General features: G+C 67.2%; 17 protein-coding genes and 1 pseudogene. 8 read left to right on the top strand and 10 right to left on the bottom strand.

Features of this window, described 5'->3' with window-relative positions; translation table 11 throughout:
* Positions 1–487: 487 nt before the first annotated feature.
* Positions 488–1084 carry a hypothetical protein gene (locus ABTZ17_RS19630; protein WP_352196920.1) on the bottom strand — a complete coding sequence of 199 codons (597 nt, stop codon included), beginning with the start codon at positions 1082–1084 and terminating at the stop codon, positions 488–490.
* A 104-nt stretch (positions 1085–1188) separates the two neighbouring features.
* Here ABTZ17_RS19630 and ABTZ17_RS19625 point away from each other — a divergent pair, with 104 nt between their 5' ends.
* Positions 1189–1677, top strand: a complete 489-nt coding sequence (locus ABTZ17_RS19625) for a hypothetical protein (RefSeq protein WP_352196917.1) — start codon at positions 1189–1191, stop codon at positions 1675–1677.
* Positions 1678–1829: 152 nt separating this feature from the next.
* Here ABTZ17_RS19625 and ABTZ17_RS19620 read toward each other — a convergent pair whose 3' ends face one another.
* Together ABTZ17_RS19620 and ABTZ17_RS19615 are read right to left on the bottom strand one after the other, a co-directional pair.
* Positions 1830–3557, bottom strand: a complete 1728-nt coding sequence (locus ABTZ17_RS19620) for a hypothetical protein (RefSeq protein ID WP_352196916.1) — start codon at positions 3555–3557, stop codon at positions 1830–1832.
* A 2-nt stretch (positions 3558–3559) separates the two neighbouring features.
* Positions 3560–4537 (bottom strand): tachylectin-related carbohydrate-binding protein, encoded by a 978-nt coding sequence (locus tag ABTZ17_RS19615; RefSeq protein WP_352196915.1) that lies wholly within the window; start codon positions 4535–4537, stop codon positions 3560–3562.
* A gap of 827 nt (positions 4538–5364) precedes the next feature.
* Between ABTZ17_RS19615 and ABTZ17_RS19610 the strand changes: the two genes are divergently transcribed.
* Positions 5365–6474 (top strand): amidase domain-containing protein, encoded by a 1110-nt coding sequence (locus ABTZ17_RS19610; protein ID WP_352196914.1) that lies wholly within the window; start codon positions 5365–5367, stop codon positions 6472–6474.
* Between the two features lie 18 nt (positions 6475–6492).
* Positions 6493–6912: a Cif family virulence factor gene (locus ABTZ17_RS19605; protein ID WP_352196913.1), complete on the top strand. Its 420-nt coding sequence runs from the start codon at positions 6493–6495 to the stop codon at positions 6910–6912.
* 158 nt (positions 6913–7070) lie between these two features.
* On the opposite strand, the gene ABTZ17_RS19600 is transcribed toward ABTZ17_RS19605, so the two are convergent.
* Together ABTZ17_RS19600 and ABTZ17_RS19595 are read right to left on the bottom strand one after the other, a co-directional pair.
* On the bottom strand, positions 7071–8807 hold the full coding sequence (locus ABTZ17_RS19600) for an FG-GAP-like repeat-containing protein (protein WP_352196912.1): 1737 nt from the start codon (positions 8805–8807) through the stop codon (positions 7071–7073).
* Between the two features lie 74 nt (positions 8808–8881).
* Positions 8882–12217 (bottom strand): hypothetical protein, encoded by a 3336-nt coding sequence (locus ABTZ17_RS19595; protein ID WP_352196911.1) that lies wholly within the window; start codon positions 12215–12217, stop codon positions 8882–8884.
* Positions 12218–12782: 565 nt separating this feature from the next.
* On the opposite strand from ABTZ17_RS19595, the gene ABTZ17_RS19590 reads away from it, so the two are divergent.
* The gene (locus ABTZ17_RS19590) at positions 12783–18995 is read left to right on the top strand and encodes an RHS repeat domain-containing protein (RefSeq protein WP_352196910.1); all 6213 of its coding nucleotides are present in this window, start codon (positions 12783–12785) and stop codon (positions 18993–18995) included.
* On the top strand, positions 18996–19475 hold the full coding sequence (locus ABTZ17_RS19585) for a hypothetical protein (RefSeq protein ID WP_352196909.1): 480 nt from the start codon (positions 18996–18998) through the stop codon (positions 19473–19475).
* Between the two features lie 177 nt (positions 19476–19652).
* Here the strand turns inward: ABTZ17_RS19585 and ABTZ17_RS19580 are convergent, their stop codons facing one another.
* Positions 19653–20933, bottom strand: a complete 1281-nt coding sequence (locus ABTZ17_RS19580; protein ID WP_352196908.1) for an IS701 family transposase — start codon at positions 20931–20933, stop codon at positions 19653–19655.
* 137 nt (positions 20934–21070) lie between these two features.
* The gene (locus ABTZ17_RS19575; RefSeq protein WP_352196907.1) at positions 21071–21388 is read right to left on the bottom strand and encodes a DUF6221 family protein; all 318 of its coding nucleotides are present in this window, start codon (positions 21386–21388) and stop codon (positions 21071–21073) included.
* Positions 21389–21433: 45 nt separating this feature from the next.
* Between ABTZ17_RS19575 and ABTZ17_RS19570 the strand changes: the two are divergent.
* Positions 21434–22028 (top strand): annotated as a pseudogene (locus ABTZ17_RS19570) (transposase family protein); the annotation flags it as partial.
* On the opposite strand, the gene ABTZ17_RS36945 reads toward ABTZ17_RS19570, so the two are convergent.
* Positions 21970–22635, bottom strand: coding sequence for a DUF4913 domain-containing protein (locus ABTZ17_RS36945; RefSeq protein WP_502994745.1), 666 nt, complete (start codon positions 22633–22635; stop codon positions 21970–21972). The pseudogene ABTZ17_RS19570 and the gene ABTZ17_RS36945 sit on opposite strands and share 59 nt — an antisense overlap.
* 278 nt (positions 22636–22913) lie before the next feature.
* Between ABTZ17_RS36945 and ABTZ17_RS19560 the strand changes: the two genes are divergently transcribed.
* Positions 22914–24536: a helicase associated domain-containing protein gene (locus tag ABTZ17_RS19560; RefSeq protein WP_502994744.1), complete on the top strand. Its 1623-nt coding sequence runs from the start codon at positions 22914–22916 to the stop codon at positions 24534–24536.
* Entirely contained in the window at positions 24536–24949 is a 414-nt protein-coding gene (locus ABTZ17_RS19555) for a hypothetical protein (protein ID WP_352196906.1), read from the top strand. Before ABTZ17_RS19560 ends, ABTZ17_RS19555 begins: the two co-directional genes overlap by 1 nt.
* A 269-nt stretch (positions 24950–25218) precedes the next feature.
* On the opposite strand, the gene ABTZ17_RS19550 is transcribed toward ABTZ17_RS19555, so the two are convergent.
* Together ABTZ17_RS19550 and ABTZ17_RS19545 are read right to left on the bottom strand one after the other, a co-directional pair.
* Complete coding sequence (locus tag ABTZ17_RS19550) at positions 25219–26037, bottom strand: S1 family serine peptidase (RefSeq protein WP_352196905.1); 819 nt, start codon at positions 26035–26037, stop codon at positions 25219–25221.
* Positions 26038–26183: 146 nt separating this feature from the next.
* Positions 26184–26360 carry a hypothetical protein gene (locus ABTZ17_RS19545; RefSeq protein WP_352196904.1) on the bottom strand — a complete coding sequence of 59 codons (177 nt, stop codon included), beginning with the start codon at positions 26358–26360 and terminating at the stop codon, positions 26184–26186.
* Between the last annotated feature and the right edge of the window lie 43 nt (positions 26361–26403).

Genomic DNA, 26403 nt, shown 5'->3' with positions numbered 1-26403 from the left:
GGCGCAGCCGGGCCGGGGCCGGACGGGGGCGAGGAGGGTGGGGTTGTGGTACCGGGGGTGGGCGCAGGGGTGTGGGCGGCGCTGCTCCGGCGCGCTGCGGGTGCGTGGTGGCGGCGGTGCGCGGCGCTGCTCCGGCGTCCCCGGCGGCACGGCGGTGTGGGCGCGCACGTCTCCCGCACCGGGGCGCGAGGGGGAGGGGATGGGGCGGCCCGGTGGTACTGCCCCCCAAGAGACCGGGGCACCGGGCCTAGCCCGCGCACGCCATATCGGCTCGGGCCACCCCCGACCCTAGACCAGCCCCGCGCACTCCCCTTCCGTGCGCAGCTCGGCGCAGCGGATCCCGCCCGCCGGGTGCCGGGTCAGGGCGGGGGCGGTGCCGTGGATGGGGCAGGCGGGGGCTTCGGTGATGCCTCCGCAGTCCTGTGCCCGGCACGGGCAGCCGTTCTCCGGGGCCGGTACGGCCTCGGCGTGGGCGGCCCGGCCAGCTTCACCCCGCAGGCCGCCACCGCAGGGCCACCCACACCCGGCCCCGGCGCGCGTCGGACCGGGCCGCGAGGGTGACACCACCGCGGACTGCCACGGCCGGCTCCCCGCGCACCGACAGGCGCAGGATCCCCGCCCCTGACGGGTACTCGGCCGCCGTCATGAGGGCATCCGCGTCGGCTTCGACGACCCACCCGCCCACGGTGTCCTCGTCGTCCGCCGAGTCCGCGAACCGGTGCTCCGGGGCGTCCAGCCGGACCGTGCGGGTACCGCCGCCTGCCGTGCGGAGCAGGAGCGTGCCGAGGTCCGGGACGTACGGGACGGCGATCTTGCCGTGCGCGAGGAGCCACGCCGCCACCTGGTCCGGGTCGAGGAGCGGCGAGACGACCGTACCGCCCACCGGCGCCGGGAAGTCCCCGTGCCGGCGGCGCCACACGGCCACCGCGGCCCGGCCCACACGGGCGATCCGAGCCACCGTCGCGAGCGTCACCGTGGCATCCGGCACCGGCTCCAGACCGGCCAGGAGGGAGCGGCGGCCGGGGGCGAGGGTGCGCAGGGCCGTCCAGTCCACCCCGGGGTGCAACACCGGCAGCAGGGCCACGTCCGAAGCCCGGTAGGAGGGGCAACTTCGCCTTCCCCGCCCCGGGCCTTCCCGAAGTCCACGACGGCCGTGCAGGTGGGGCGTAGCCATCCGAGGCGGACGGTGTGGTCGAGGCAGGTGCGGCGGATGCCGAGGCGGGCGGCGGCTTGGTCGGGGCCGAGGAGGGTGTGGTGGTCGAGGACGGCGGCCAAGTCGCGGCGGCGGCCGAGGGCCGCCACCTGGTCCGCGTGCACCACCGGAGCCTCCGCAGGCCCGGACAGGCGCAGCAGGAGGCCGGAGGCCACCAGGTCCGCGACGGCCGAGGCGGTCACCGCCGGCCGCCACAACGGCAACGGGACCCCGAGGACGGCGGTCAGGCGCTCGGCCGCGTCGAACGGCGACACCGACACCAGCCCCGCCCGGATCCCCTCGGCGTCCGCGCCAGCCACCACAGACTCCGACCACCGACCCCCGTCCACATCCGGCCCGGCACCGCCCCCGTCGCCACCGCCCACTTCCACGCACCCACCGGCACCCCCAACCGGCGCTCCACCTCCCACCCCGAGAACCCCGCCACCGCGGCCTCGCGTACCTGCACATCCACCACCGGGTAGCGGTCCGTATCAATCGAGCGAGCCTGGGAGAAGTCTTCACACACGATGTCGTTCACGCGCTGAGCTGGTCAGGCGGCCACGACGTACTGAGCGGGTGAGGTTCGTCCGTTCATGCCTGGGACGAGCCTCACCCGCTGGATCCGGACGGCTTGTCAGCCGGTGGTTCCCAGCATGTATGTGCAGTGGACCTTCTGCTTGTACAGGGTGTCTTCCTGACGGTAGGTGATGCTGCAGTCCTTCGCGATCGAGGGCTGCTGCTTCACCACAGTGAGTCGCACCATGTAGTAGATGTCCGAATCCGTCTTGGCTTTGATGAGAATCGGGTTCTTGGAGTAGTCCTTTGCTTTTCTGTCCCTGACATCGTCATCACGGAGACTCAGGTCCAAGCCGTCCGTTTCCCTCAGGCTGTAAGCGACACGACCGGTCACTTTGATCCCGGCAGGTACGGTGCCCACCTCGGCCTTCAGTAGCTCAAGGTCCTCATCGGATCTGTTCCTCATGGGTGAGAGGGCGAACCAATATTGGTCTCCCAGTTTGATCTCCTCGACCCCTGTCTCCGCTGTGTTGAAAAGGGCTTGGAGCGCCGTTCCGGGCTCGAGAGATTGACCCTGGAATGATTCGCCGGTGCTGGTGCAGCCCGAGAGCAGGAGGAGAGTCGCCAAGGCGCCGCTTGTGACGGGCCATCTTTTACCACGAGTACATGACCTGGCTGCCGGGATTCCCTGCAACTCCCCGAAGTCCCCAGACCTCATGCGGCTCGCTCTTCCTTCCGGCGGTGATGCGCTGCTTGTGGTCAGTGTCGTATTGGGTGTAGGCGCCGAGCGTGACGTTGAAAACGGCAACCGCAGTGGTGTACTTGTAGCTTCGACCACCTTGGATCTGCATGAAGCCACCGGGTACGACACGAGCACGGTACGCGGGATTCGACTTGCGATAGCGGGCGGGGCCGTCGAGGCTGCGGACATCGGCACCGTAGACACCCGCGTAGCCGCCCGCCGGGATCCAGAACCGGGTCGGCACGATCTGTTCCCAGGAGGACCGGGGAACCGCGCCACAGTAGTAGGTCTTCTTCTGCAGCAGGTACTGATCGGAACACGCCATGCCTTCGCGAACATGGTGCCGCGCATCGTGTAGCCGGAGGAGGAACCGGCCGAACTGTTCAGAGTCGCGGTGCCTCCCATGGTCCAGCTTCCGTTCGATTTGATGGCGATGTCGACGCCGGAGGACATTTTCGCCTCATACTCGAAGCTTGCGTACGCATCCCAGTAAGCGTGTGCTTCGCCGACCGTCGTATAGGCGATAGTGGACTTCTTCGTCGTGGTCACGATGTAGCACTCGCCACTGGCCGCGTGGGCGGCGACCGGCTCGGACCGTACGTTGACGCCGTTGACCAGGTAGGGGTCGTGGTTCTCGGGCGAGGGCCCGCGATCGCTCTGCCACTCGGGCACCGGGCTGGCTTCATTGGGGTCCGGCAGTACGCTGAGCTTGTCCGCCTGGGCCGCGTAGGTCTGGTCGCCCTCCATCGGGGTCGGTTCGGGCTCGTCCTTCGATTCGGGCAGCAGAGCCGCCTTGTACTGCTTGGGGACAGCACTGGCGAGAGCAATCTGCGAGGCTCCGGCGGCCTTGGACGCTGGGAGGACGGAGATCTCGTTCAGGGCAAACATGTTCACGCCGGAAGGCGTCTTGCCCTTCGCGCTGGCGCTCAGTCGGACAACACCGCCATTGGCGTCCGCAGCCGCGTCCACCGATGCCGGGAGCTTGGCGGGCAACGTGAACGACCAGGTGCCGTCCGCCCCGGTCGTGACCGTGCCCAACTTCGGCAGCACAGTCGCGGTCCCATCGGTCTTCATCAGCGCGGGATCCGACGCTTCGATGTCCACGGTCAGGCCGGGGCCGGCTTGCCGTCTCCGAGAGTGAACCTGCCGGACACGTTCGTCGGTCCGGTGGGAATCGGCAATTGCTGTTCGACCGACGGTTCCTGAGGGGCAGGCGGAGGCTCCTCCGCAAAATGCCCGAAGGGTTTCTCCTTGGTCTGCTCGGAGAGGCAGTTGTAAGCATCCGGGAAGGACTCTCCGTACAATCCGCTCATGACGTCGGCGTTCTTCAGACTCAGGGGCGAGCCCGCATAGCTCTTCACAATGCCCGAGTAGTCCTCGGAACCGGAGTTCGTGTACAGGACACCGGGGCCCGGCATCCAGGCGCTCTTGGCGTCGGTCAAACCGGAGGCGAAAACGGTCGGCGAGTCGATGCGCGGAGCGAAACCTGCTCCGCCGACCGGCGGAGCATCCTCACTGTAGTCCCACTTGGTGACAGTGCCGTTGTCCAGCGTGTGCACGGAACCGTCGAAGGCCCAAGCGTCGTCCGCGGCCTTGATTGCCAGAGCGGCCGGCGCAGAGGCCGATATCGCCGTGGCCCCCTTCGTAAGACTGCCACCCCCCGTGGACGGCGAACTCTGCTGATAAACTTCGATTGATCCATTCGGCGTCTGCGCGATGATGCGTCCCGCAGGGGTGGTAGAAGAGAAAATTCGTCGGTATTCACCCCAGCCTGACCCGTAGCTCTTTACCGGCGCCAGAAGCGCACCACCCGTACCGGTATTATCCTTGTACGATTTCAGCACGCCTTGTGAGGTGACTTCGTAGAACACACCTCGCGCTCCACCGAAAAATTTCCCAAAAAGCGGCAGGGGAACCTTGTGCCCCGTATCAACCAGAGCAGTATTCCCGCTCTTTGGACTCCAGTCGGTGAACTTACGCAGCTGGTGATCCGATATCAAGTTCTTGCCCGGCTGGTTTTCTATGACGTAAAAGTCGACCGTGGCCGGACATTCCGCAGCATCAGCCTCGAGAGCCGAGGTCAAGGACTGTGTCGCCAGACAGCCCGCCAAGAGCGCCCCTGCCACCATTCCCCGTGTCGCCCTCTCGGAAAACACCTGGACTGAATAACTCCTCATCCCACCCCTTATGGAAACAGCCGCCCATGCGAGCGGCCTCATGATTCATGTTCCTCGAACATGCCGAAAATCTGCCACAAAGAGGGCAGTGTCGTTCGAGAGTCGGCCGCAGGGCGTTACTCGCGCACACGACTTCCGAGTCCCCAGGCTCCCCACCTCAGGACTCCTGAACCGATACTCGAGTTCGCGACCGCCCCACCCCTCACGGCTACAGCACACGCTATGCACGCAGGGGGCAACCAGGGAAGCCTCAAGATCATCATATGAGGTTTTCCTGAGGCTCAGCCGCTGATCCCGACTGAATCGAGCCACCTCCGTCGAGAACACGCCATTCATCAGACGCGCAGGGGGCACCGTGGCGGGTCCCGCAGCACGGGAACAGCGAGCCGGTTGACGGCCGTACCGGCCATCAAGGCCGGGAAGTCACGCCATCCGCGCCACACAGCGGAGGCGGACCGACCCACCGGGCGATCCGTGCCACCACGGCGAACGTCACCGTCGCATCCTCCACCAGCTCCGTCCTCGGAGGACCTTGCGACCTGGGGTTGTGTAACCGGCCAGATCTCTCGTGGTTACCGGTCAATGATCGAAATGCTTCGCCCCCAGGCGGGACGACCACATATCGTTCGATCAAGTATTCGACGCATCCCCGGGGGGGGATTTTGCGTAGAAACCATTTTTCCGTACGTGCGGCCGGTGCCGTCACTCTGACGCTGGCCTCACTCTCGATCGGCGTGGCCCCGCCCTCTTCACAGGCGGCGGAGGCGGAGCTGCCCTCCGCGGAGAAGGGGCAGCTGGCGCAGATCGCCGACGCCTACCTCCAGCAGCGTGCCGATGCCGTCACCACCTCGGCGGCCCAGAGCCGGCGTGCCGCGGCTCCTCTGGCCCTGACCGCTCAGGCGAGCAAGGAGCTCGGCGGCGAGATCGCGGCCCTTCGGGAGAACGCTCAGGCAATCGAGGGCAGATGGAGCGGGTTCTCTCGCGCCGAGGTGACCGTCATCCCCGGCAAGGGCACGGTCAGCGGTGACACCGCGACCCTGTCGGTCGAGGAAGAGACCCGCCTGTACTTCCCCGACATCAAGGAGGGGGACCAGATCACGCACAGCTCGTACGTCCTCCCCCACACCCTGACGTTCAAGCGGTCCGCGGACGGCGCGTGGAAGCTCGCGGAAGACGAGACGCCGGAGAATTCCGGGCCGGCGCTGCCCACGCAGTTGAAGGATCCCGGGCCGATCAACGAGCCGGGCCCGGACGACGAGCCTCTGCCCGGCTCCGAGGTCGAGGGCCCCAAGGGGGAGCCCAGCAGCATCGACGGGACCGGCGGCGGGTCGGCCGGGGAGACCAAGCCGATGGTCACCCCGCTGCTGAACTACAGCTACATGATCTCGTACGCCAGGAAGTACGGGCAGCGCGGCAACCCCGCCTTTCGCACGTACGGCCAGGACTGCACCAACTTCATCTCCCAGGCCCTGCACTCGGGGGGCTGGAAGGAAACCTCCGGCGGGATCCTCGACCGGAAGAACAACAAGAAGTGGTTCTACGGCTCCCTCGAACTGTCCACGAGCTACACCTGGGCCGGCGCCGAGAACTTCTACTGGTTCGCGCTCGTGCACTCGGGGAGGAACAAGAGGGTCCCCAACGTCTGGAACCTGCTACCGTCCGACATCCTCCAGGCCGACTGGGGGCCCCGGCCCAACGGCAACATCAACCACACCATGATGGTCACGGGCCGGCAGGGCGGCATGCTCTACATGACCTACCACACGCCCAACTTCGTCGACGTGCCCCTGGACTACCTTCGGGCCAAATACCCCGGCTCCTGGTGGTACGGCCACCGCACCTGACCCGAAAGCGTGGAAGCCGTGAAGAAGACCCTGACCCTCCTGGCCCTACCCGTCCTCTGCATCGCGCTCACCGGCTGCTCCTCCGACGACAAGGACGGCCGCACCGAGAAGCAGACCGCCGAGAAGTACATCGCCGCGCTCAACGCCCGCGACCCCCAAGGACTCCTCGACCTCAACGACGACCCACCGGGCCTGACCGGCGCCAAAGAGGACGCCGACAAACTCATAGCCAAGGACGGCGGCCGCGACCTCAAGGTCACGAGCGTCAACGCGAGCCACGAGTTCGAACCCGACCTCGCCAGCGTCCACATCACCGGCACCGACGGCACCGGAAAGCCCTTCAGCATGTACGTGCTCATGAACAAAGTCGACGGCGACTGGGTCCTCGGCCTCGGCAAAGCCCCCCTCAAGGGCACCCCCAAACCCACCTCCAACTAGACACACCACAACACTCCCTGGGGCCCGCGTCACTCCCGACGCGGGCCCCAGCGGCGTCACCACCCCACCCGAACACCACCCACCACACCGAGAGCCCACTGGTGCCCGGGCCCGTACGACACCACCGCCCCCGGGGGTCTCGGGTTGGGTGACGTGTGTCAGAGGATCCGGTTGTAGATGCCCCAGCCTGTGCCGATCTTCGTGCGGTTGGCGAAGGCCGCCGATGCGTTGCCTGTGCCCTTGTGGAGCCACAGTGCTCCGGCTGTGTCGCGGGCGAGGAGGTCGGATTTGCCGTCGTTGGTGAGGTCGCCGGTGAGGGAGAGCTGGTTGTAGGTGCCCCAGCCGGTGCCGATCTTCGTGCGGGTGGTGAAGGGCTTGGAGGTGTTGCCGGTGCCCTTGTACAGCCAGAGCGCTCCTGCTGTGTCGCGGGCGAGGAGGTCGGGCTTCTCGTCGTTGGTCAGGTCGGATCCGCCGGTGATGCTGGTGTAGGTGTTCCAGCCACTACCGATCCTGGTGCGGGGGGCGAAGGGGACGGTGGTCTTGCCGGTGGCGCGGTAGAGCCAGAGGGTGCCGGTCTTGTCGCGGGCGAGGAGATCGGACTTTCCGTCGCCGGTGAGGTCCGCGGATCCGGTGAGCGTGGTGTAGATGCCCCAGCCGGTGCCGACCTTGGTGCGGGGGTTGAACGGTCCGTTCTCGTACGTTTGGCGAGTGTGCTTCCACAGCGTTCCCGAGGCGTCGCGGGCGACGACGTCCCCTCGGCCGGGCGTCGTGGTCTCGGGAGCGTAGCCGAGGTCTTCCACGATCGGCTCCAGCTTGGTGACCGTGTTGTACCCCTGCCAGCCGGTGCCGACCTGAGCGGGACGGTTGAAGGGAGTGGCGGCCTTGCCGGTACCGAAGTAGCTGTACATCTTGCCGCCGCCGTCGGTGGTCAGGAGTTGGTGGCGGTCGTGGCGGGGGCCTGTGCCCACGGTGAAGGTGGAGTGGGTGTCGATCCAGCCGTTGGAAGGACCCGGCACCGGGTGGGTGTAGATGTTGTACATGCTGTGGGCGTCCATCTTCCAGGTGGGCAGCCCGGCCGGGACGGTCAGCGTGTACTCGATGGTGTGCTCACCCTGCGACGCGTCGCAGTCCAGGTTGCGGGAGCCGTCCGCGATCCTGGCCGCCACGACCTCGCAGGTCAGGCCTGTGCTGGTCTTGACGTCGCCGATGCGGATGTCCGCCTGGCCCCAGTGAGGCTGGCCCGGTGACGGTAGGAAGTAGGTGTGCAGCTCGCCCGCGTCCTTGGCGTGCAGCCGGAGTGTGTGACGGACCATACGGCCGGCGGGGACCGGGGGCAGAGTGCGGTCGACGGTGTTCAGGGCGGCATGCGCCTGCGTCTTGACCGTGAGCTTCTCCACGCCGTGGTTGGCGTCCGCCGGGCGGGCGGCGGCTGTCTGTGCCGCCTTGATGCCGGCCGTGAGGTCGCCGCCGGGGGCCACGTTGGCGTACCCGGCGTACACCGTGGTCATGTCGGGCACGTTGTCCCGCACTTCGAAGTCGAAGAACATGAAAGGGGCCGAAGGGCTGTATGCGCAGGTGTAGACGGCGGTGAGACGCGGTACGGTCTTGCAGTTGCCCAGGGCGAACTCCTTGATGACGGCAGCAGGGTCACCCGCGGCTGAGGTGCCGTCCAGAACACTGGTGGACAGCGCGAAGACCATCGTCCCCCGGACCAGGTCTCCCTGGGCCACGTCGGGGTAGGGATACCAGTGTCCTCCGGGCGGCGCGACCTCGTCGCGGGCCACGAGCTTCAGCGGCTCGTCGGCCGAAACAGCAGTGGCAGGGACGACGTTCGCCGCTCCCACGACCATGGCGACAACGGCCGTGGCCGACAGACGGCGCAGTGACTTCAACAAGAAAGACCCCTCCAGGAACGGCCCCCGGCAGTCTGCCGGGGGCCGTCGGTGACATGCGTATCGGTGGTGTGACGTCAGAAGATGCCGGTGATCACACTGCTCCAGGCACCCGTACCGACCAGCCGAGGCTGCCGGTGCGTCGTGGCCGCACCCGGGTAGAACAGTAGGCACCCGCTCGGGCAGGTACGCGTGGCGGGGTTGCCGTCACCATCGATGTAGCTGACGGTGAGATCCGGGTCGGCCGGTGTGGTGGCCCACAGGTCACCGAGCTGCTCCCCGCTGGTCGGAAGGAACTGCAGGGCCGACTGGGTGGTGTTGTCCTCCTGGTACGGCACGGGCTCCACCTTCCCCTGGGCGTTGCCCGCGGAGGTGACCAGGGGGCGGTTGCCAGGGTTCCAGCCGGGGTTGCCGTAGACCTTCGGGGAGCCGTGCCTGTAGTGGCCGGGTCCATCGATGACGCCGGGGTACAGGTAGAGCTTCCCGGAGCCGTCCCGGGCGAGGAAGTCGATGACTCCGTCGGGTGCGTTCTCACCGGCTTCCGGCCCGGTCTGGTCGCCGACCGCGAGGAGGTCGAAGTCCTTCCAGCCCCCCGAACCGATCTCCTTCCTGGCGCCCGTGTCGAACGGTCGGACCTGGCTGGCGTGGATCCCCGCTCCTGTTCCCTCGGTTCGGCCCGGGTACAGCCACAGCTTGGCGTTGGTGCAGTTTCCCTGGCTGTCGAGGGCTGAGCATTCGATGGTGATGAGGTCGTCCCCGCGGGCGTAGCCGCTGTCGGTGCGCTTGTCCACGTCGCCGGGCAGGATCATCTGGCGCAGGTTCTTCCAGCCGCCGGGCAGGGTACTGGAGGGGGCCGTGATTTCCTCCCTGGACCAGGTCCAGGGGTCTCCGAGCCCGTTGCCGGGGTACTTGTAGAGCTTGTCGTCGGCGAGCCGGACGAGCATGTCCTCGTACCGGTCTGCGACGGCGCCGCGGGCGGCGAAGCCCGTGAAGTCGCCGCCGTGGGCGATGAGGGCGTCCTTCCAACCCGCGGTTCCGACCATTCGGCCTGCCGCCAGGGCTCCGGTTCCTCCGCCTGCGTAGAAGTGGAGCTTGCCGGTGTTGTCGGTGGCCAGGACGTCGGGGTGACCGTCGCCATTCAGGTCGCCGCGGCGGTCATGCGGCGCGACGGGGGTGAGGGGGTTCTCACCGGGGTTGTAGACGACCTCAGCAGGCGCGAGGCTCATGGTGGTGCGGGAGGGAGGGCTGGGGTTTCCGGCCAGGTCCCAGGCCTGGACGCGGAGGTAGCTGGAGTTGACGCCGGTGGCGGTGATGTCGAACGTCGCCGTCTTCGCGCCCCGCGGCACGGACACCCAGGTGCCGTTCGAGCAGCGGGTGCTGGATACGGAGAACTCACGGTCGACGATCCAGCAGAATCCTGCCAGGTCGGTGGCGGTGTGGGCGGCCTTGACCGGGAACTCCGTCCGCGCCTGATGGGTGTACAGCCCGTCCGGGAACGTGATGGCCGGTGCGCCGCTGGGTCCCTGACGGTCGACGCTGAACGAGCAGGGTGTGGTGGCCGGGCTGCTGGCGCCTTCGTCGGTCCCGATGTCCTTGGCCGTCACGGACCACTTGTGGGTACCTGTGGCCGTGTCGGGCAGGTCGATCTTGACGATCGCCGTTCCGTCTTTGAAGACTTCGTCGCTGTCTCGTGCGATCACGGTGCCGGCGGCGTTGGTGACGGTGAAGTTCGCTTGGACGTTGCCGCTGTCCCGGTCTCGGACGCGTGCCGTGAGGACGAGGGTGTTGTTGCCGATCACCCCGGTGGTGCAGGGCACGGGCTTGTTGCCGTCTCCCCCGGGGACGTAGTTGCCCTCATAGGCGTCGGAGTCGAGGACCTCGGGCTTGTAGTTGTACGTGACCTCAAGAGCGGGGGTGTTCTTGAACCGCTTGAAGCTGTTGACGTTGCCCAGGTGGGAGTCGGGGACTCGGAGGCCGAAGACCAGCGGATCCCAGCCACCGTTGGCGGCGTCCTGGACGTACTTCGTCAGGGCAGCCGACTTGAAGTCGACACCCTTGGTGCCGGAGCAGTTGGGGTGGCCACTGGCGAACGACTTCGAGGCGAGTTTGGTGGATCCCCAGTAGTTGTTGCGCGTGGCCCAGGTCGGGGTGGTGCTGATGTCCTTCGAGGTCCACAGCTCAGTGGGTCCTGCCAGGCCCGCGTCGCATCCCCACGAGTACGTCTGCTCCACGGCGAAGGTGGCGTCCAGGATGGTGGCGCCGTGGATGCCATTGGGGCCGTCGGTGTTCATGGCGAAGAAGGCCTGCGTGTCGCCCGTGCCGTTGAAGCCCACGCGCGGCTCGTCCGCGGGGTTGCTGGAGTTCCAGCCGGAGCCGTTGGGGTAGTCGGCTGTCGGAGTCGCCGAGTAGACGACGGCCCACTTCTCGCGCTCGCCGCCCGCGAAGTCGGGGTCGATGATCAGCGGGAACTGATCGGCCGAGGCAAGAAGCTTGGGGTCGGGAGTGAGGGTGAGGGTTCCGCCTACGACGTCGGCCGCGACAGGGGCGCTTTCGGGCCGCGCGGCGCTGGTGGTTCCCGATGCCGCAGCTCCGGACGTCCGGAGCTTGCTCGTGGTGCTCTTCTGAGCGCTGGGTGCGGGGCTGGAAGAGGCGGACTCGCCGGCGTTGGGGTGCTCCCACATCGTCGGCTTCGGAGACCGGAAGACGACCTCGCCGTTGGCATCCTTCGCGATGAGCTCGTCGGCTGCCGTGTCGTCCAGGGTGACGCCGTCGGTGGCGACGCCGAGCTTGATGCTCTTGATCGCGGGGTTGGCCGCGGCTTCGGGGGTATTGACGATGAGATGTTCGGCGAAGCCGTCGACCTTCGCGATGAGCTTGAGGTCGACGCCGGGCAGGACGGACTTGTAGAGCGCGGTGTTCCCCTCCACCACCGGCTCGGGAAGCGCGTCGGGCCAGCTCAGTGTGAGCCTCTTGCCGTACTTCTCCAGCGTGGCCATCGGGACCGTGCCACCAGTGGAGAAGCTCACGCCGTACGTTGCCGCCTTCGGGCCGAGTGAGCCGTCGGCACGCCGCACGACCGTCGGGTCCGTCTTGCGCCATGTCTGGTCGTAGCGCGTCCACACAGGCTGGACGTACTGCTTGCGGTTGAGGGAGCCGTCGGGATTGGCGAAGGTCTCGGCGTACTCGGTGCGGCGGTCGAGAATCTCGACACGCTTGCCCGTCTCGGCCGCCAGCGCGAACGCTTCGATCTCCGAGGCTTCCAGACTTTCACCGGCGTTAACGTCCGGGACCGTGTTTGCTCGGGCGTCCTCGGTGGGAGCGACGGCGACGAGCGCGGCCACCGGGAAGGCGAGGGCGAGGAACGTCGCCAACGACTGTCGGGCACGGCTGCCGCGTGGCCTCAATTTTTTCATGTGGGTGCTTTCTCAGAACGGCAGAATTGCCATCAGGGTCGACAGAGTATGCACAGGAAGATCACCGCTTGGCGAGAGCCGGTCCTGTTATTTACACCACGGAGAAAAATGTCCACTTCGGCGTATTTTGGAGCGGGAAGCGATCCTTGAAGGCAAATGGTTCAGACCTGTCGCATCTACGTACAACGTGAGCGTTTCCGCAGGTCGCAGCGTTACCAAACCGAGTCTTGCTCTTGCGATCTTGAGCGGGTTGCATGTGGAACGTTCTATGTAAATTTACACTCGTATCATGGGGTGGGGCATGCAATCCGGCCGTTCGGCTGCGCCTTTTTCCAATCCGCATAAACCAGGGAAACCGCGCAGACACACACTGCGCACATCCCTCATCGGCGCCGCCTCCGGCGCACTCACCGTTTCCCTGCTGTCCGTTCCCGCATGGGCCGCCGCGAAGCCTGAATTCAAGCTGCGCGAGACACAGAAAACTCATTCCGTCGACGGCGAAGACCTCAAGTCGACCGGCCGATCCGCGCACCGCGGCGCGCCGCCCAAGTGGAAGCCTGCGAAGGTGACTTGGCCGGCCCCAGGCGCGGCCGATGTCGCCCTGAACCCGCCGACCGCTCTGGCTTCGTCATCGGGCAAAAGCGCGTCTCCCGCGCGGCAGGCCGGCACGCTGCCGGTCCGCGTTGCCGCAGCCGGCCAGGCCGGCGCCGCGCCGACGAAGGTCCGCGTCGCCCTGGCCGACCGCAAGACGGCTCGTACCGCGGGCATCGACGGTCTGCTCTTCTCACTCCGCCGGACCGACGGTTCCGCCGCAGCCGGAGCGGCCCGGGTCGAGGTGGACTACTCATCGATCCGCGGCGCGTACGGCGGCGGCTGGTCCTCCTCCCTGCGCCTGGTCGCCCTGCCCGACTGTGCGCTGACAACGCCGGGCAAGCCCGGCTGCCTGACCCCCACACCTCTGCCCACGCAGAACAACCCGGCGAAGGGCACGCTCACCGCCACGGTCCCACTGCCCAAGGCGAACCAGGTCTCGACGGCCAAGGCCACTCCCTCGCCGCTCCTGGCCCGGGCCGGCGGCATGACCGTGCTGGCCGCCGCCGCAGCCGCCGACGGTTCCGAGGGTGACTTCAAGGCGACCTCTCTCGCGCCTTCCGGTTCCTGGTCGGCCGGCGGCAACTCCGGCGGCTTCGGCTGGAGCATCCCCATCAGCGTCCCCCCGGTCCCGGGCGACCTGACACCGAAGATCAACTTCTCGTACAGCTCGTCGTCGATCGACGGCCGTACCTCCGGCACCAACAACCAGTCCTCCTGGATCGGTGAGGGCTGGGAGTACTCGCCCGGGTTCATCGAGCGCAAGTACGTGGCCTGTGAGAACGACAAGCAGGGCGGCAACAACACCGAGAAGGTCGGCGACCTCTGCTGGAAGTCCGACAACGCCACCCTGTCCCTCAACGGCTCCAGCACCGAGCTCGTCTGGGACACCGGAAAGAACCTCTGGAAGCTGTCCGACGACGACGGCTCCCGCGTCGAGCACCTCAACGGCACCGCAGCCAACACCGGCAACGGCGACAACGACAACGAGTACTGGAAGGTCACCAAGACCGACGGAACCCAGTACTGGTTCGGCAAGCATCGCCTGCCCGGCTGGACCACCGGCAAGCCGGAGACCAACTCCGTCAACCGCGTCCCCGTCTTCGGCAACCACCCCGGCGAGGACGGCTACAAGGCCAGCGACTTCGCCGGCTCCTTCGTGGACCAGGCCTGGCGCTGGAACCTCGACTACGTCGTGGACCCGCATGGCAACGCCATGACCCTCACGTATGCCAAGACCGGCGGCTACTACGCCAAGAACATGAAGATCGACTCGCCGGTCATCTACACCCGTGACGGCATCCTCGACCAGATCGACTACGGGCTGCGCGCCGACAAGATCTTCGACACCGCGCTGCCGGCAGGCCGTGTCGACTTCATTACCAGCGACCGCTGCGATGCGGCCACCTGCGTCTTCGACAAGGAACACGCCGCCGACTGGCCCGACGTCCCACTGCACCTGCGGTGCGAATCCGGCAAGCAGTGCCTTCAGGCATCGCCGAGCTTCTGGTCGGCAAAGCGCCTGACGAAGGTCGTCACCTACGCCCTCAAGGGCACGGCACTCAAGTACGTCGACAAGTGGGAGCTGAAGCAGTCCTACCTGCCCACGGGCGACACCGCGGCGCCGACCGTGAACCTGGACTCGATCAGCCGCACCGCGCTCGCCGACGGCCTCAAGGACAGTGAGCCGCTGACGACGTCCTTCGAGGGCATCCTGCTGCCCAACCGCGTCGACGCCGCCGAAGGCCGCCCCCCGCTGTTCAAGCGCCGCATCACCAAGGTCACCAACGAGACCGGCGCCGAGATCCTGGTCTCGTACAGCGCCGAGGAGTGCACGCCCGCCGGCGTCGCCACGCTGGCACCGGACACGAACACCAAGCGCTGCTACCCGCTGTGGTGGACCGCAGACGGCCGGAAGGACCCGGTCAAGGACTGGTGGCACAAGTACGCCGTCACCAAGATCATCGAGGATGACACCAAGGCGGGCTCCGGCTCCACGTCGAAGACCACAAGCTATGAATATGTGGGCGGCACGAACTGGCGCCGCGACACCGGAGAGTTCACCCTCGACAAGCACCGCACCTGGAGCGATTTCCAGGGCTGGAAAACGGTGCGCACCCTCGTCGGCAGCACCAACCGGACCAAGGCCGAGACCGACTACTTCCTCGGCATGGCCGGCGACACCCTCGCCAACGGCAGCACCCGAACCGTGGCGAAGATCAACGGTGTCACCGACCGTGCGGACTTCGCAGGCCAGGTCGCACAGAGGCGCACCTACGACAAGGACGGCACGGGCAGCAAGGCCGTCCTGCGCTCCTACGAAGTACCGTGGGTTTCTGCCCTGACCGCATCCCAGGCGGTCAAGGGCATCACCGACCCCGACCCTGGTCCCGACGGAAAGCCGGTCCCGGCGCCGGTACTGCCGAACAAGACCGCCTATCTGTCCGGCACAGCGCAGACCTGGCAGGAGAGCCTGGCGGACGACGGGACCACCTGGCGCCGCAACACCACCACCCGTGTCTACGACGACACCTACGGACTCCTCCAGTCCGAAGGTGACGACGGCTGGGCCGGCGCCGTCGAGGCGAAATGCACCCGCACGCAGCACGCCGCCCCTGACACGACGAACTGGCTGATCGCCTACCCGTCGCAGGTCACCACGAGCAGCCACCAGCCCTGCTCGGACCCCCTGCAGCCGAACAGCACGATCACCGCCATCACCCGCACGTCCTACGACGACCAGGCCCACGCAGTCGCCCCCAAGGCCGGCTTCGCCAACGCCACGAAGGTCGAGCAGGCCTCCAAGCTGCAGCAGGACAACTCCTTCGTCTGGGAGACCACCGCGCAGAGCACGTACGACCAGTACGGCCGGCTGCTGACGGTCAAGGGCCAGGACGGTCAGCCGACCACCATGGCCTACACCCCCGACGAAGGCGCCCAGCCCACCACCGTCGCGGTCACCAACAGCAAGGGCCACGTCACCTCGTCCCTACTGGACGGCATCCGCGGGCTGACGCAGAGCACCACCGACGCAAACGGCCGTACGACCACGATGACGTACGACTCCCTCGGCCGCCTCACACAAGGCTGGGCCAAGGGACGCGACGCCGCCACAACGGACCCGAACGTCACCTACACCTACAACATCAGCAACACCGCCCCCTCCACAGTGACCGCCAAGAAGCTGTACGAGGACGGCACCTACGGCACCTCCATCACCCACTACGACTCCCTCCTGCGGGCACGCCAGACGCAGACCGATGCGATCGGCACCACCGGGCGCGTCATCACGGACACCTTCTACGACGACCACGGCCGCGCCTATCTGACGAACGCGCCGTACTTCAACAGTTCCGCCGTCTCGGGAACGATGTTCTCGGCCCTGGCGAACCAGGTGCCCGCCGCCACACGCGACACCTACGACGGCCGCGGCCGCGTGCTCACCAGCACCCTGCTCAGCCTCAACACACCGAAGTGGTCCACCACCCACACCTACGGCGCCGACTGGTCCGCCGGCGTCCCGCCCAACGGCGGCACCGCAACACTCCAGATCGACGACCTGCGCGGCCGGGTGACCGAGCGCCGCCAGTACAAGGACCGCACCCCCCTGATCGGGGCCGCGGCCACCCAGTACGAGAAGCACACCTACACCTACGACACCACCGGGCAACTGGAGCAGATCAAGGACACCACCGGCCGCAACACCTGGTCCTACACGTACGACCTGCGCGGCCGACAGACATCCTCGACCGACCCCGACAAGGGCACCGCCAGCACCACCTACGGCACCGACGGCCGCGCCCAGACCGTCAAGGACGCCCGCGGCGTCACGCTCGCCACCACCTACGACGAGCTGGGCCGCAAGCGCACCCTGCGCAAGGGCACCACCACCGGCACCAAGCTCGCCGAGTGGACGTACGACACTGTCACCGGAGGCAAGGGCCTGCCGGCCACCTCGATCCGCTACGACGGCAGCGTCAGCTACACGACCGCCGTGACCGGCTACGACGAGAGCGGCGACCCCACCGGCACCAAGGTCACCGTCCCCTCGGTCGTCGGCGAAGAAGAACTCGCCGGCACCTACACCATCACCGGCACCAACACCCCGGTCAGCGGCCTGCCCGCCACCTCGGCGTTCAGCACCACCAACACCAACGCCACCACCGCGCTTCCCGCCGAAACGGTCACCAACAAGTACGGCGGCCAGGACCTCCTCAAGATCGTCACCAGCTCGCTGCCCCAGACCTACCTCACCGACGCCAGGTACACCCCCTTCGGTGAACTCGCGCAAGCCCAGCTGGGCGACTTCTCCAAGCGTGTCTTCCAGACCCTCTCCTACGACACGACGACCCGACAGCTCGACAACGCCATCACCGACCGCGAGGCCAGCGGCCCCAAGACACTGTCGGACATCACCTACACCTACGACGACGCCGGCAACATCACCCGGATCACCGACAAGCAAAACGACGCCACCGTCGAAGACGACCAGTGCTTCACCTACGACTGGGCCCGCCGCATGACGGAAGCCTGGACCTCAGGTGACGACTGCGCCACCAAGCCCGTCAACGGCTCGGGCACACCCAACCTCGGCACCGTCGACCCCTACTGGACCAGCTGGACCTTCACCAACACCGGCCAGCGCGCCACCGAAAAGCAGCACAAGGCCGGCCCCATCACGGCCGACACCACCCGCACCTACACCTACCCGACCGGCACCACCGCGGGCCACGAACTCAAGTCCGTGACCGCAACCGGCGGCGCCACCGGCACCGACACCTACGTCTTCGACGACGCAGGCAACATGACCACCAAGGACACAGCGGCAGCCGCCGCCCAGTCCCTGACCTGGAACGACGAGGGCAAACTCGCCAGCTCCACCACCTCCGGCACCACCACGTCATTCGTGTACGACGCCGCAGGCACCCGCATCCTCAAGCGCGAGCCGGCCACCACCACCCTCTATCTGCCGGGCGGCCAGGAACTCATCCTGACCAAGTCCACCAACACGGTCACCGGCAACCGCTACTACACCGTCCCCGGCGGCTCGGCCATCCGCTCCAGCACCGACGGACGCATCCGCCTCCTCATCTCCGACCACCACAACACCAACACCCTCTCCGTCAGCGCCGACACCCTCACCTCCTACCGCCGCAAATCCCTGCCCTTCGGCGGACAGCGCGGCACAGCACCCGGTTTCTGGCCCGGCCAGAAGGGCTTCGTCGGTGGCGACATCGACGGCACCACGGGCCTCACCCACATCGGCGCCCGCGAGTACGACCCCACCCTCGGCCAGTTCATCAGCGTCGACCCTCTCCTGAGCCTCGACCTGCCCCAGTCCCTCAACGGCTACAACTACGCCAACAACAGCCCCATCACGTCCTCCGACCCCAGCGGCCTGAGAGAGACCTGCGGGGCATACGGAAACTCCTGCTTCGAACAGGACTACAACTACGACGGCAGCGATAACGACGACGGCGACCGCGCCACCACCGGTGGAAACGAGTGCCACAACGACCCGGACTGCAAGCGGCAGGAAAGCCTCCCCCCGTCCGACCCGAACGCCAAACCGGCAGTCATGCCGCTCGTGCTCCCGAAGCGCAAGCCTCTAATTCAAATAATCAAGGACCGCGACTGGCGCACAGCCATCAAGCAGGTCATCGAAGGAGAGCACTGCGAGCCCATCGATGGACCCTACTGCCAAGAACCCAAGGGAGGAACATTTCTCGGCGGACCGGTCCAAGCGGCTGCGAAATCAGCACCTCAATTTTTGAGAATGAAAAACCTGACAGCAATAGAACTGACTCGACCGAGCTTCAAGTACCAAGCACGCGTAACTGGTCAGCTTTACGAAGAGGTATGGAAGAATCGCGGCCGGATCGTACAAGTAGACGGCGGCCCAACCGCCAAGGGTTTCATAATTGAAGCCAAGTGGACTGGCAAAAATAGCGCCGCTTGGGAAAGTTCACCTTATCACCCGTCCAACTTTTTCAACGAGAGCAAGACGGTAGACCAGGCTGCGAGACTCATACAACTGGATGCAGACCTTGGCGGCAGCGGTGTTCGTTATGCTGTTTCCAACCGCGAGGGCGCCGCGTTCCTGAACGCCGTCTTCCGCGAGTGGTTCCCGACCGAGATGGCAAACGGTCGACTCCTCGTGAGGCACGTACCAGGGAATGGGATGTAAGTGACAGCACAAGCAGTGACCCAAATTGTACGACGTGTCGCATCAGCTGATGATCCAGTCTCAGTTGAGGGATTGTCGGAGATTTTTTCCCAAGAGGGCTGGGTGACCAACGGCTCAACAACACTGCCCTTCCCAAGGCGCTGGTCATTCGAACGAACCACGGCAGCGATCTTCACAGACCCAAATTCAGCCTTCATCCAATTCGCATTTCACGTGATTGAGCCCGACACGCCAGACTACGAATCAGCGATGGAGGACGAATACGCCGCCGAGATCCAAGACTATCAATCACTGGAACAAGCGAGCATTTCACTTCTGGGCGGTCTCGACATCTCACATGACCCGGAACGCCTTGATGATTCAATCTCCTTCATCTCCGGAACCTGTTGGAAAATCAATCACACATTTCTCTCAATTGGAGTTTCACACGAGGATGAGGATCTACCGATCGTAATCCTCGCAAGGTTGAGACAGCAGTAGCTTCTTGGCTCGATCTTTCGTGACGGGTCGTCGGATCTTCCGGCGGCCCGTTTCGGGCTGTCAGGCTCTGGGAAGGTGATCTAATAGGACTCCGTTAGGTTGCTCTTGATCTTGGTGTGGTGTGTGGTCTGTTCGGGAGGGGCTGCCGGCAGGTGGTGCAGATGCCGGTCCAGCACCTCAGGACGTTTTGGAGGGCGTCGAGGGTCTGGTAGAGAGTGAGGCCGGTCCTGGGACTTTTGGGGCCAGCCTCTGCTCTGTGAGAAAGGCCTGGGCGGCGGTCACGAGGGTGACGTGGTGGTGCCAGCCGGGCCAGGATCGCCCTTCGAAGTGGTCGAGGCCGAGGCCGTGCTTGAGTTCCCGGTAGTCGTGTTCGATGCGCCAGCGGACCTTGGCCAGACGGACCAGTCCGGTGATCGGGGTGTCGGTCGGGAGGCTGGAGAGCCAGTAGTCGGTGGGGGTGTCAGCGCCGTCCGGCCACTCGATCAGCAGCCAGCAGTCGGGCAGGACCCCGTCCCACCAGCCCTGCGTGGACGAGGCTGCCGTTTTGATCGGACGTTCGACGGCCTTGCCGGCGGGCCTGACCCGCACGGCGGCGAAGCGGGACTTCAGCCTGCCTCGGGTGCCCTGCCGCCAGGTGACCGCGGTGAATGCCTCCGGCCCGAGACCGGCGGCCAGGGTCGCCACCGACGGTGCGGGGTGTCGATAGCGGGGCTGGGGCCAGCAGCCGACCGGCCCCTTGCGGGGCGGCGCTTCGGGCTCGGCACCGAACGGATAGGCACTCACGTCTGCCCGGATGGCCAGGGCATAGTGGATTCCGCGGTCGGCAAGCCCGGCCCGGAAGTGTGCGTTGGTGCCGTAGGCGGAGTCCGCCACCACGGCCGGAGGGCTCATGTCCCACTCGGCCAGCGTGTCGAGCATGTCCAGAGCCGGCCGCCATTTCTCCCGGTGGGTGACCTCGGCCGGGACGCGGGTGGAGGTCCTGCGATCGTCGTCCGCTTCCCATGACCGAGGCAGGAACAGCCTCCACTGCAGCGGGCAGGAGGCGGTGTCCGTTGCGGCATGGACGCTGACCGCGACCTGGCAATTGGCGCGTTTGCCCAGGGCTCCGCAGTACTGCGGAGCCACCCCTATCGACATTCTTCCGTCCTTCGGCAGCGACACGTCGTCGATCACCCAGGCCGTCGGGGCGATGAGCGGCAGCATGCGTTCACAGATCCGACGCTGCACCAGCACCGGATCCCAGGTGGACTGGTTCACGAACTGCTGCAGGTTCTGCTCGTTGCCGTCCGGCAGCCGAGCGGCCATGGCCAGGATCGACTTCCGCCGGCCGTCCAGCATCAGCCCCCGCAGATAGCAGTCGCTCTTGGCCCGCTGATCCTTGCGCCGCAGAGAGGCGAACACATCAGTCACATACGACGCTAACTCAGCTCGAACAAGGTCCACTTCACGCGCATCCACACATCAGGCATGCCCGCCCACGAGCAGCCGAACCTGAAGACCTAACGGAGTCCTACTAAGGGCTGTCCCGTAAACGATCTCCGTGAGCGGGACGCGGTTCAGGCATGTAACTTCGTCGGAGGCTCTGCTCGTGCTGCTTAGGCCCGGGCGGGGGAATCGGGATGGTCGGCATAGGGCGAAGCAAGGTCGCGCAAGTCGTGGCAGGGCCAGGGGTCGCGGGCGTGGCGGGCCAGGATGCGCCGCTTGGCCTCGATCTCGCGCAAGACGCGGGCCGGGTCGTGGAGAGCCACGTGCTGAGCAATCGTGGGGTGGAAGCCGGGGAGGTCAACCTGACAGAAGTCGACGGTGTGTCCGTGGGCAGACCACTCACCGCATCCGATACCGTCGCAGCGTCGGGCCAAGTCGGCCTCCTCATCCAGTCGCGCCTCAAGGAACCTCACCAGCTCTTCAGTCATGGGGGCATTCTCGCGTGGCGCTGGCCACCGTGAAACGATCTTGCGGTGGGTGGTGTGATCACGGCGTCGGAGCCGTCCTGGATAGCCCCGTTCACCGGGCTGAGCCCTCGGCAGTTCGGAAAGCTGGTGACGGTGCTACGGCGCGAGGGGGCGGACGCGGTCCGCAGGGGCCGGCCGTGGAGCCTTCCGCTGGAGGAGCGTGCACTGTTGGTCGCGGCCTACTGGCGCACGAACCTGACCATGCGGCAGCTTGCGCCTCTGTTCGGGGTGTCGAAGTCGGCGGCCGACCGGATCATCAACCATCTCGGGCCCATGCTCGCGCTCCAGCCCCGCAAGCGGTTCGCGAAAGACTCTGTCCTCATCGTGGACGGCACCCTGGTGCCCACCCGAGATCACACCATCGCCGAGCGGTCGAAGAACTATCGGTACTCCACCAACCACCAGGTCGTCATCGACGCTGACACCCGCCTGGTCGTCGTGGTCGGCCGGCCGCTCGCCGGGAACCGCAACGACTGCAAGGCATGGGAGGAATCCGGCGCCAAGGCCGCCGTCGGCAACACACTGACGATCGCCGACGGTGGCTACCCAGGCACCGGACTCGTCATCCCGCACCGCCGCAAGCGCGGGCAAAGCGAACTCCCGGACTGGAAAGAGGAGCACAACAAGTTCCACAAGCAGGTCCGTGCCGACTCAAAGGCGACGGAGTCCACCACGCCATGCTCGGCATCGCCCGCATGCACAACCTCGCCCTTGCCGGGTAGGCCAGCGGATCGCACCGCGATCGACCCCGCCCAGGACGACTCGAAGATCAGTTGCGGGACAAGCCTTAGCCGCTGCGTCCATGCACTGGGCACCAGCGACGGCATCCGTGTCACCTGATGTTCGCCCTTGGTGCAGCCTTGGAAAGGTCCTGTGGATGCGCAGAGTTCTCGTATGCGGGGGTCGTAGTGGTCGCGGTGCCAGACGCTGGGGCCGGTGTACCCGCAGCTGGCAGGGTCGGTGAGTTCCTGCCAGGCCAGCCAGAGGGCGTGGAGGCGGGCGGTGACGACGGCGCGATGGCCCCACCGGCCGCGGCCGTGGGGGCGCGGTTGTCGGTACGGACGGATGACTGCCGCCGGCAGATCGCCACTGCGCGAGAGAGCGCACGACGACCGTTCGCTGCGTGCGTGACGGTGGAAGACCCGGGCGGTGGAAGTGTGCCTGCACCGCAGGCGGTGTGGCCGGAGCCGAAGTGGTGTGACGACCATGGGGTGGCGGACACCTGGTACATCGACCGGATGCAGGGCTGCGGGGTCTTCCGCAGCAGGCTGAGTGTGATCGACACCCGCACCGGGCGGGAAGTCGGGTGGATCACCTACCTGATCAAGGGCTACAACTTCACCGCCCGGGACTCCAAGCAGTGGGCCTACCAGGTTCGCCTCATGGAGGTCGCCCGCGGCGGAACCGCGGTGACCGGGACCACCGTCGCAGGTCTGGCCCGGTGCAAGAACGCGTGCAAGGTGAACCGTTCTGACTTCTCTGCCGCGTGGAGGAGGCCGAGGCCTTCGCCGCCGGGCTCCCGGCCGTCGCGGGCCGGCTGCACAAGGCCGACCCCGAGGCCTACCCGGAAGCGGTCTGGGCGGACTGGCTGTCCGGGGAGCACCGGCCGGGGCATCGGCGCCGGGTGCTGGCCGAGTTCGCCGACGGTGTCGCCACGGATGGCACAGTGGTGGAGAAGGGGTTCCTGGGGTCGGTGAAGGTGTTGGGCGAGGGCGTCGACACCAAGAACTGCGACTCCGTCTTCTGGGCCGACGTCCGCGGCTCCATGCCCGACCTCGTCCAGGCCGTCGGCCGCGCCCTGCGCATGACGCCCGGCGAAGGCAAGGTCGCCCGCCTGGTCGTGCCCGTGCTCCTCGGGCCGGGCGAGACGGCGGACACCATGCTCACCTCTCGGGCCTATGGCGGCCTGGCCAAGCTCCTGGAAGCCCTCAGGGCGCACGATGCCCGTGTGGTGGAGCAGTTGGCCGAGCAGCAGGCCCCCAGCGCCTCCACGGGCCTTCAGGGGGCCGCGCGGGGCCAGGCCGGAGGGGGCGGGGTCGGGGGGCCGGCGGCTCCGGCGAGGGCGCTGTTGAAGTTCTCCACGCCGCGGGATCCAGCGCAGTTGGCCGCGTTCATCAACCTGCGGGTCCTCGACCCCGAGCACGAGCACTGGCGGCGCGGGATCGAGGCCGCCGTCATCTTCGCCCGGGAGCACGGCGACCTGATAGTCCCCTTCACCTTCCGCGTCCCCACCGGCGAAGAGGCGGAGGAGCTGGGGTGGCCGGCCGCCCTCGCGAACTACCCGCTCGGGCAGTGGGTCGCGGACAACCGGCGCTTCCACGCCCGCGGCGACCTCGGCGAGGCCCGCATCGCGCAGCTGGCGAAGCTGGGCATGGTCTGGTCGCACTACGACGTCACCTGGGAGGAAGGTCTCGCGGCCGCGCGGGGGTGGGCGGAGGCGAACGGGCACCTCCTGGCCCCGACCGAGGCAACGCACCAGGGCTACCGGGTGGGGATCTGGCTCAAGAACGCACGAGCCGCCGCCCGCAAAGCCACCGAGAACGAACGACGGCGGGCCGAGGGCCTGCCCGTGGAATCCTCCACCGGAGTGTTGGCGGAAGCGCGCCGCGAACAGCTGGACGACATCGACCCTTCCTGGTGCCCGGCCTGGGCAATCGAATGGCAGCGCGCCTTCCACCTCACCCGACACCACCTGGAGGACGGCGGCGAGCTGCCGACCGGACCGGGTGAGGTCGTGCGCCAGGGCGAGGACCTCGGACGGTGGATCCGGGCGCAGCGGTTGGGCTGGGACAGGCTCACAGGCGTGCAGCAGTGGATGTGCGGACAGGTCCTCGGGATCGAGCCCGCGGCCGAGGAGGACAAGCCCGCCCCGCGCCGCACGCAGGCCGACAAGTGGGCGGTCAACTTCGCGGCCGCCCGCCAGTTCTTCGAGCGTGAGGGGCACCTTCGGGTGCCCAGGAAGCACGTCGAACGGCTCGTCGTCGGCCAGGACCAGGAGGAGCGGGAACTCCGGCTCGGAGCCTGGATCGGGAACCAACGCAGCTGGGCCGCGACCCTGACCCCGGAACGCATGGAGCAACTGTCCGCGATCGGGATGAGGTGGGCGTGATGGGCATTGACGTCACCGAATGGGACACGAAGGGAGTCCTGGCTGCTGTGGAACGGTTCCCGTGGGCCCTGGCGTCGCCCGGCTCCCGGCACCGGCCCGACGGGGAGTTCCTCGACGTCGCGCTGAGCCCGGTCCGCGCCGACGAGCACGACGGGTACGCGGAGAGCCTGGTGGAGTTCGTGGAGGGGCACCGTGCCCGCCTGGAGGAGCTGCTGCGGGCGTACGGGCCGGGCAGCAAGCCGGCTGCGCACGGCCGGTACGCCCTCGTCGGCCGGCCCGAGACCCTGGTCATCCTGGAACGCATGGAGACCACCCCGTTCCTCCTCCGCAGCCGATGGACGAGGGAAGTGGAGACCGTCTTCCTGGACGACCTGGAGCTCGTGTGGGGGCCGGGCATCCGTCTCAGCCGGTGAGTCTTCGGGCCGGATGAGGACGGGCCGCACGGGAATCTCCGTGCGGCCCGTCGCTGTGCCGGTTCCAGCGGTGTCCGCCGTGCGCGGAGGGCGGGCGGCGCCACACGGCCGAGGGGGCAGTCACCGAGGAAGGCTTCTGGTGGGCCGATTCGGCAGTGGCCCGACGGCTGGAACTTCTCCGAAGCTGGGGATCGCAAGGGCGACGACAATCCCGATCAGTGCCGGCATGACGAGTGCGGCGCTGAAACCTGACGGAGCCCAGGGAGGGGTCAGATGCCGGTCTTGGTGGTGATCCAGGAACGGTAGGCGGCGGTGTTGGTGTAGACGGAGGGGTACTTTCCGCTGCAGGTCTTGACACCCCAGCTGACGATGCCGATCACCCGGCCGTTCTGGGCGAGGGGGCCGCCGCTGTCGCCCGAGCAGCCGGACAGGCCGGCTTCCTTGTCGAGGGTGCACAGGTGGTTGGTCAGGCTGAGGTTCTGTCCGGGCCAGCGCAGTCGGCACTCCGTCATGGGGATGAGGGTGAGGGTGGCCTGCTGGAGGGTGTTGGGGGTGGGGCCGTCGCCGGTGAGGTAGCCCCAGCCGGTCAGGGTCGCGGTGCCGGAGAAGGCTTCCGGCTGGGGCGGGAGGGCGATCGGCTGGACCTGTGGGGTGAAGGCGATCGGTGTGGCGAGTTTCAGGACGGCGATGTCGTTGGGGCTGCCGGCGGCGGCGCTGTTGTGGTTCTCGTGGCCCACGGTCTCCTGCACCGGGTAGGTGACGCCACCGGGGGACAGGGTGTTCGAGCCGGTCATGACGCGGAGCTTGGAGGGCGGTGCCTTCAGGCAGTGCGCGGCGGTCAGCACCCACCGCTCGCCGATGATCGACCCGCCGCAGACGTGGTACCAGCCGCCGTAGTCCTGCTGCTGCAAGGAGACCTGGTAGGGGTAGGCGCCGGCCGGGGCGTCGGTACCCCCGACGATCCGCGGGGTCGGCGGGAGGGGCTCGGCCAGGGCAGTGCTGGTGCCGAGACCGACCGCTGCCAGTACCGCTCCCACCGTCACCGTGACCATGCGGCCTGCCCGGTTCCCCGCCCGCGCCATGCCCATTCCGTCTCCCTGTCCCGGCGCCCCCTGGGACGGTGACGCGACCAGGGGGAGCGTGCCGGTCACGGCCGGGGGCCGGCAAGAGGGAAACAGGCCCTTCTTGATCATCGAAATGTCCGGGGCCTGTGTCCGTCCAGCGCGGCGGCGGGTCAGCCCACGGTCACCTCGATGGTGAAGATGTGCCGCACGTTGACGCCGTAGGTCAGAGCCGAGGTCTCGACGGGGCCCTGGCCAGGGGCGAGGGCGGCGGCCAGGGCGGTCACGGTGAGCGTGAGGACCGCGAGCGCCGCCGCCTTGCGGGTGACGGCCTGACGGAACAGGTTCATGAAGGGCACTCCCTCTCGGTCGTCCGGGCGCGCCGTGCCCCCG

The organism is Streptomyces sp. NPDC097619 (assembly GCF_040302735.1).
Lineage (GTDB): Bacteria > Actinomycetota > Actinomycetes > Streptomycetales > Streptomycetaceae > Streptomyces.
This window is presented reverse-complemented; position numbering and strand designations above follow the sequence as displayed.

Coding starts and splice junctions, on each gene's coding strand:
- ABTZ17_RS19595 (WP_352196911.1), bottom strand. CDS start 12,217: ATGAAAAAATTGAGGCCACGCGGCAGCCGTGCCCGACAGTCGTTGGCG.
- ABTZ17_RS19575 (WP_352196907.1), bottom strand. CDS start 21,388: ATGACTGAAGAGCTGGTGAGGTTCCTTGAGGCGCGACTGGATGAGGAG.
- ABTZ17_RS36945 (WP_502994745.1), bottom strand. CDS start 22,635: ATGGTCGTCACACCACTTCGGCTCCGGCCACACCGCCTGCGGTGCAGG.
- ABTZ17_RS19555 (WP_352196906.1), top strand. CDS start 24,536: ATGGGCATTGACGTCACCGAATGGGACACGAAGGGAGTCCTGGCTGCT.
- ABTZ17_RS19550 (WP_352196905.1), bottom strand. CDS start 26,037: ATGGGCATGGCGCGGGCGGGGAACCGGGCAGGCCGCATGGTCACGGTG.
- ABTZ17_RS19545 (WP_352196904.1), bottom strand. CDS start 26,360: ATGAACCTGTTCCGTCAGGCCGTCACCCGCAAGGCGGCGGCGCTCGCG.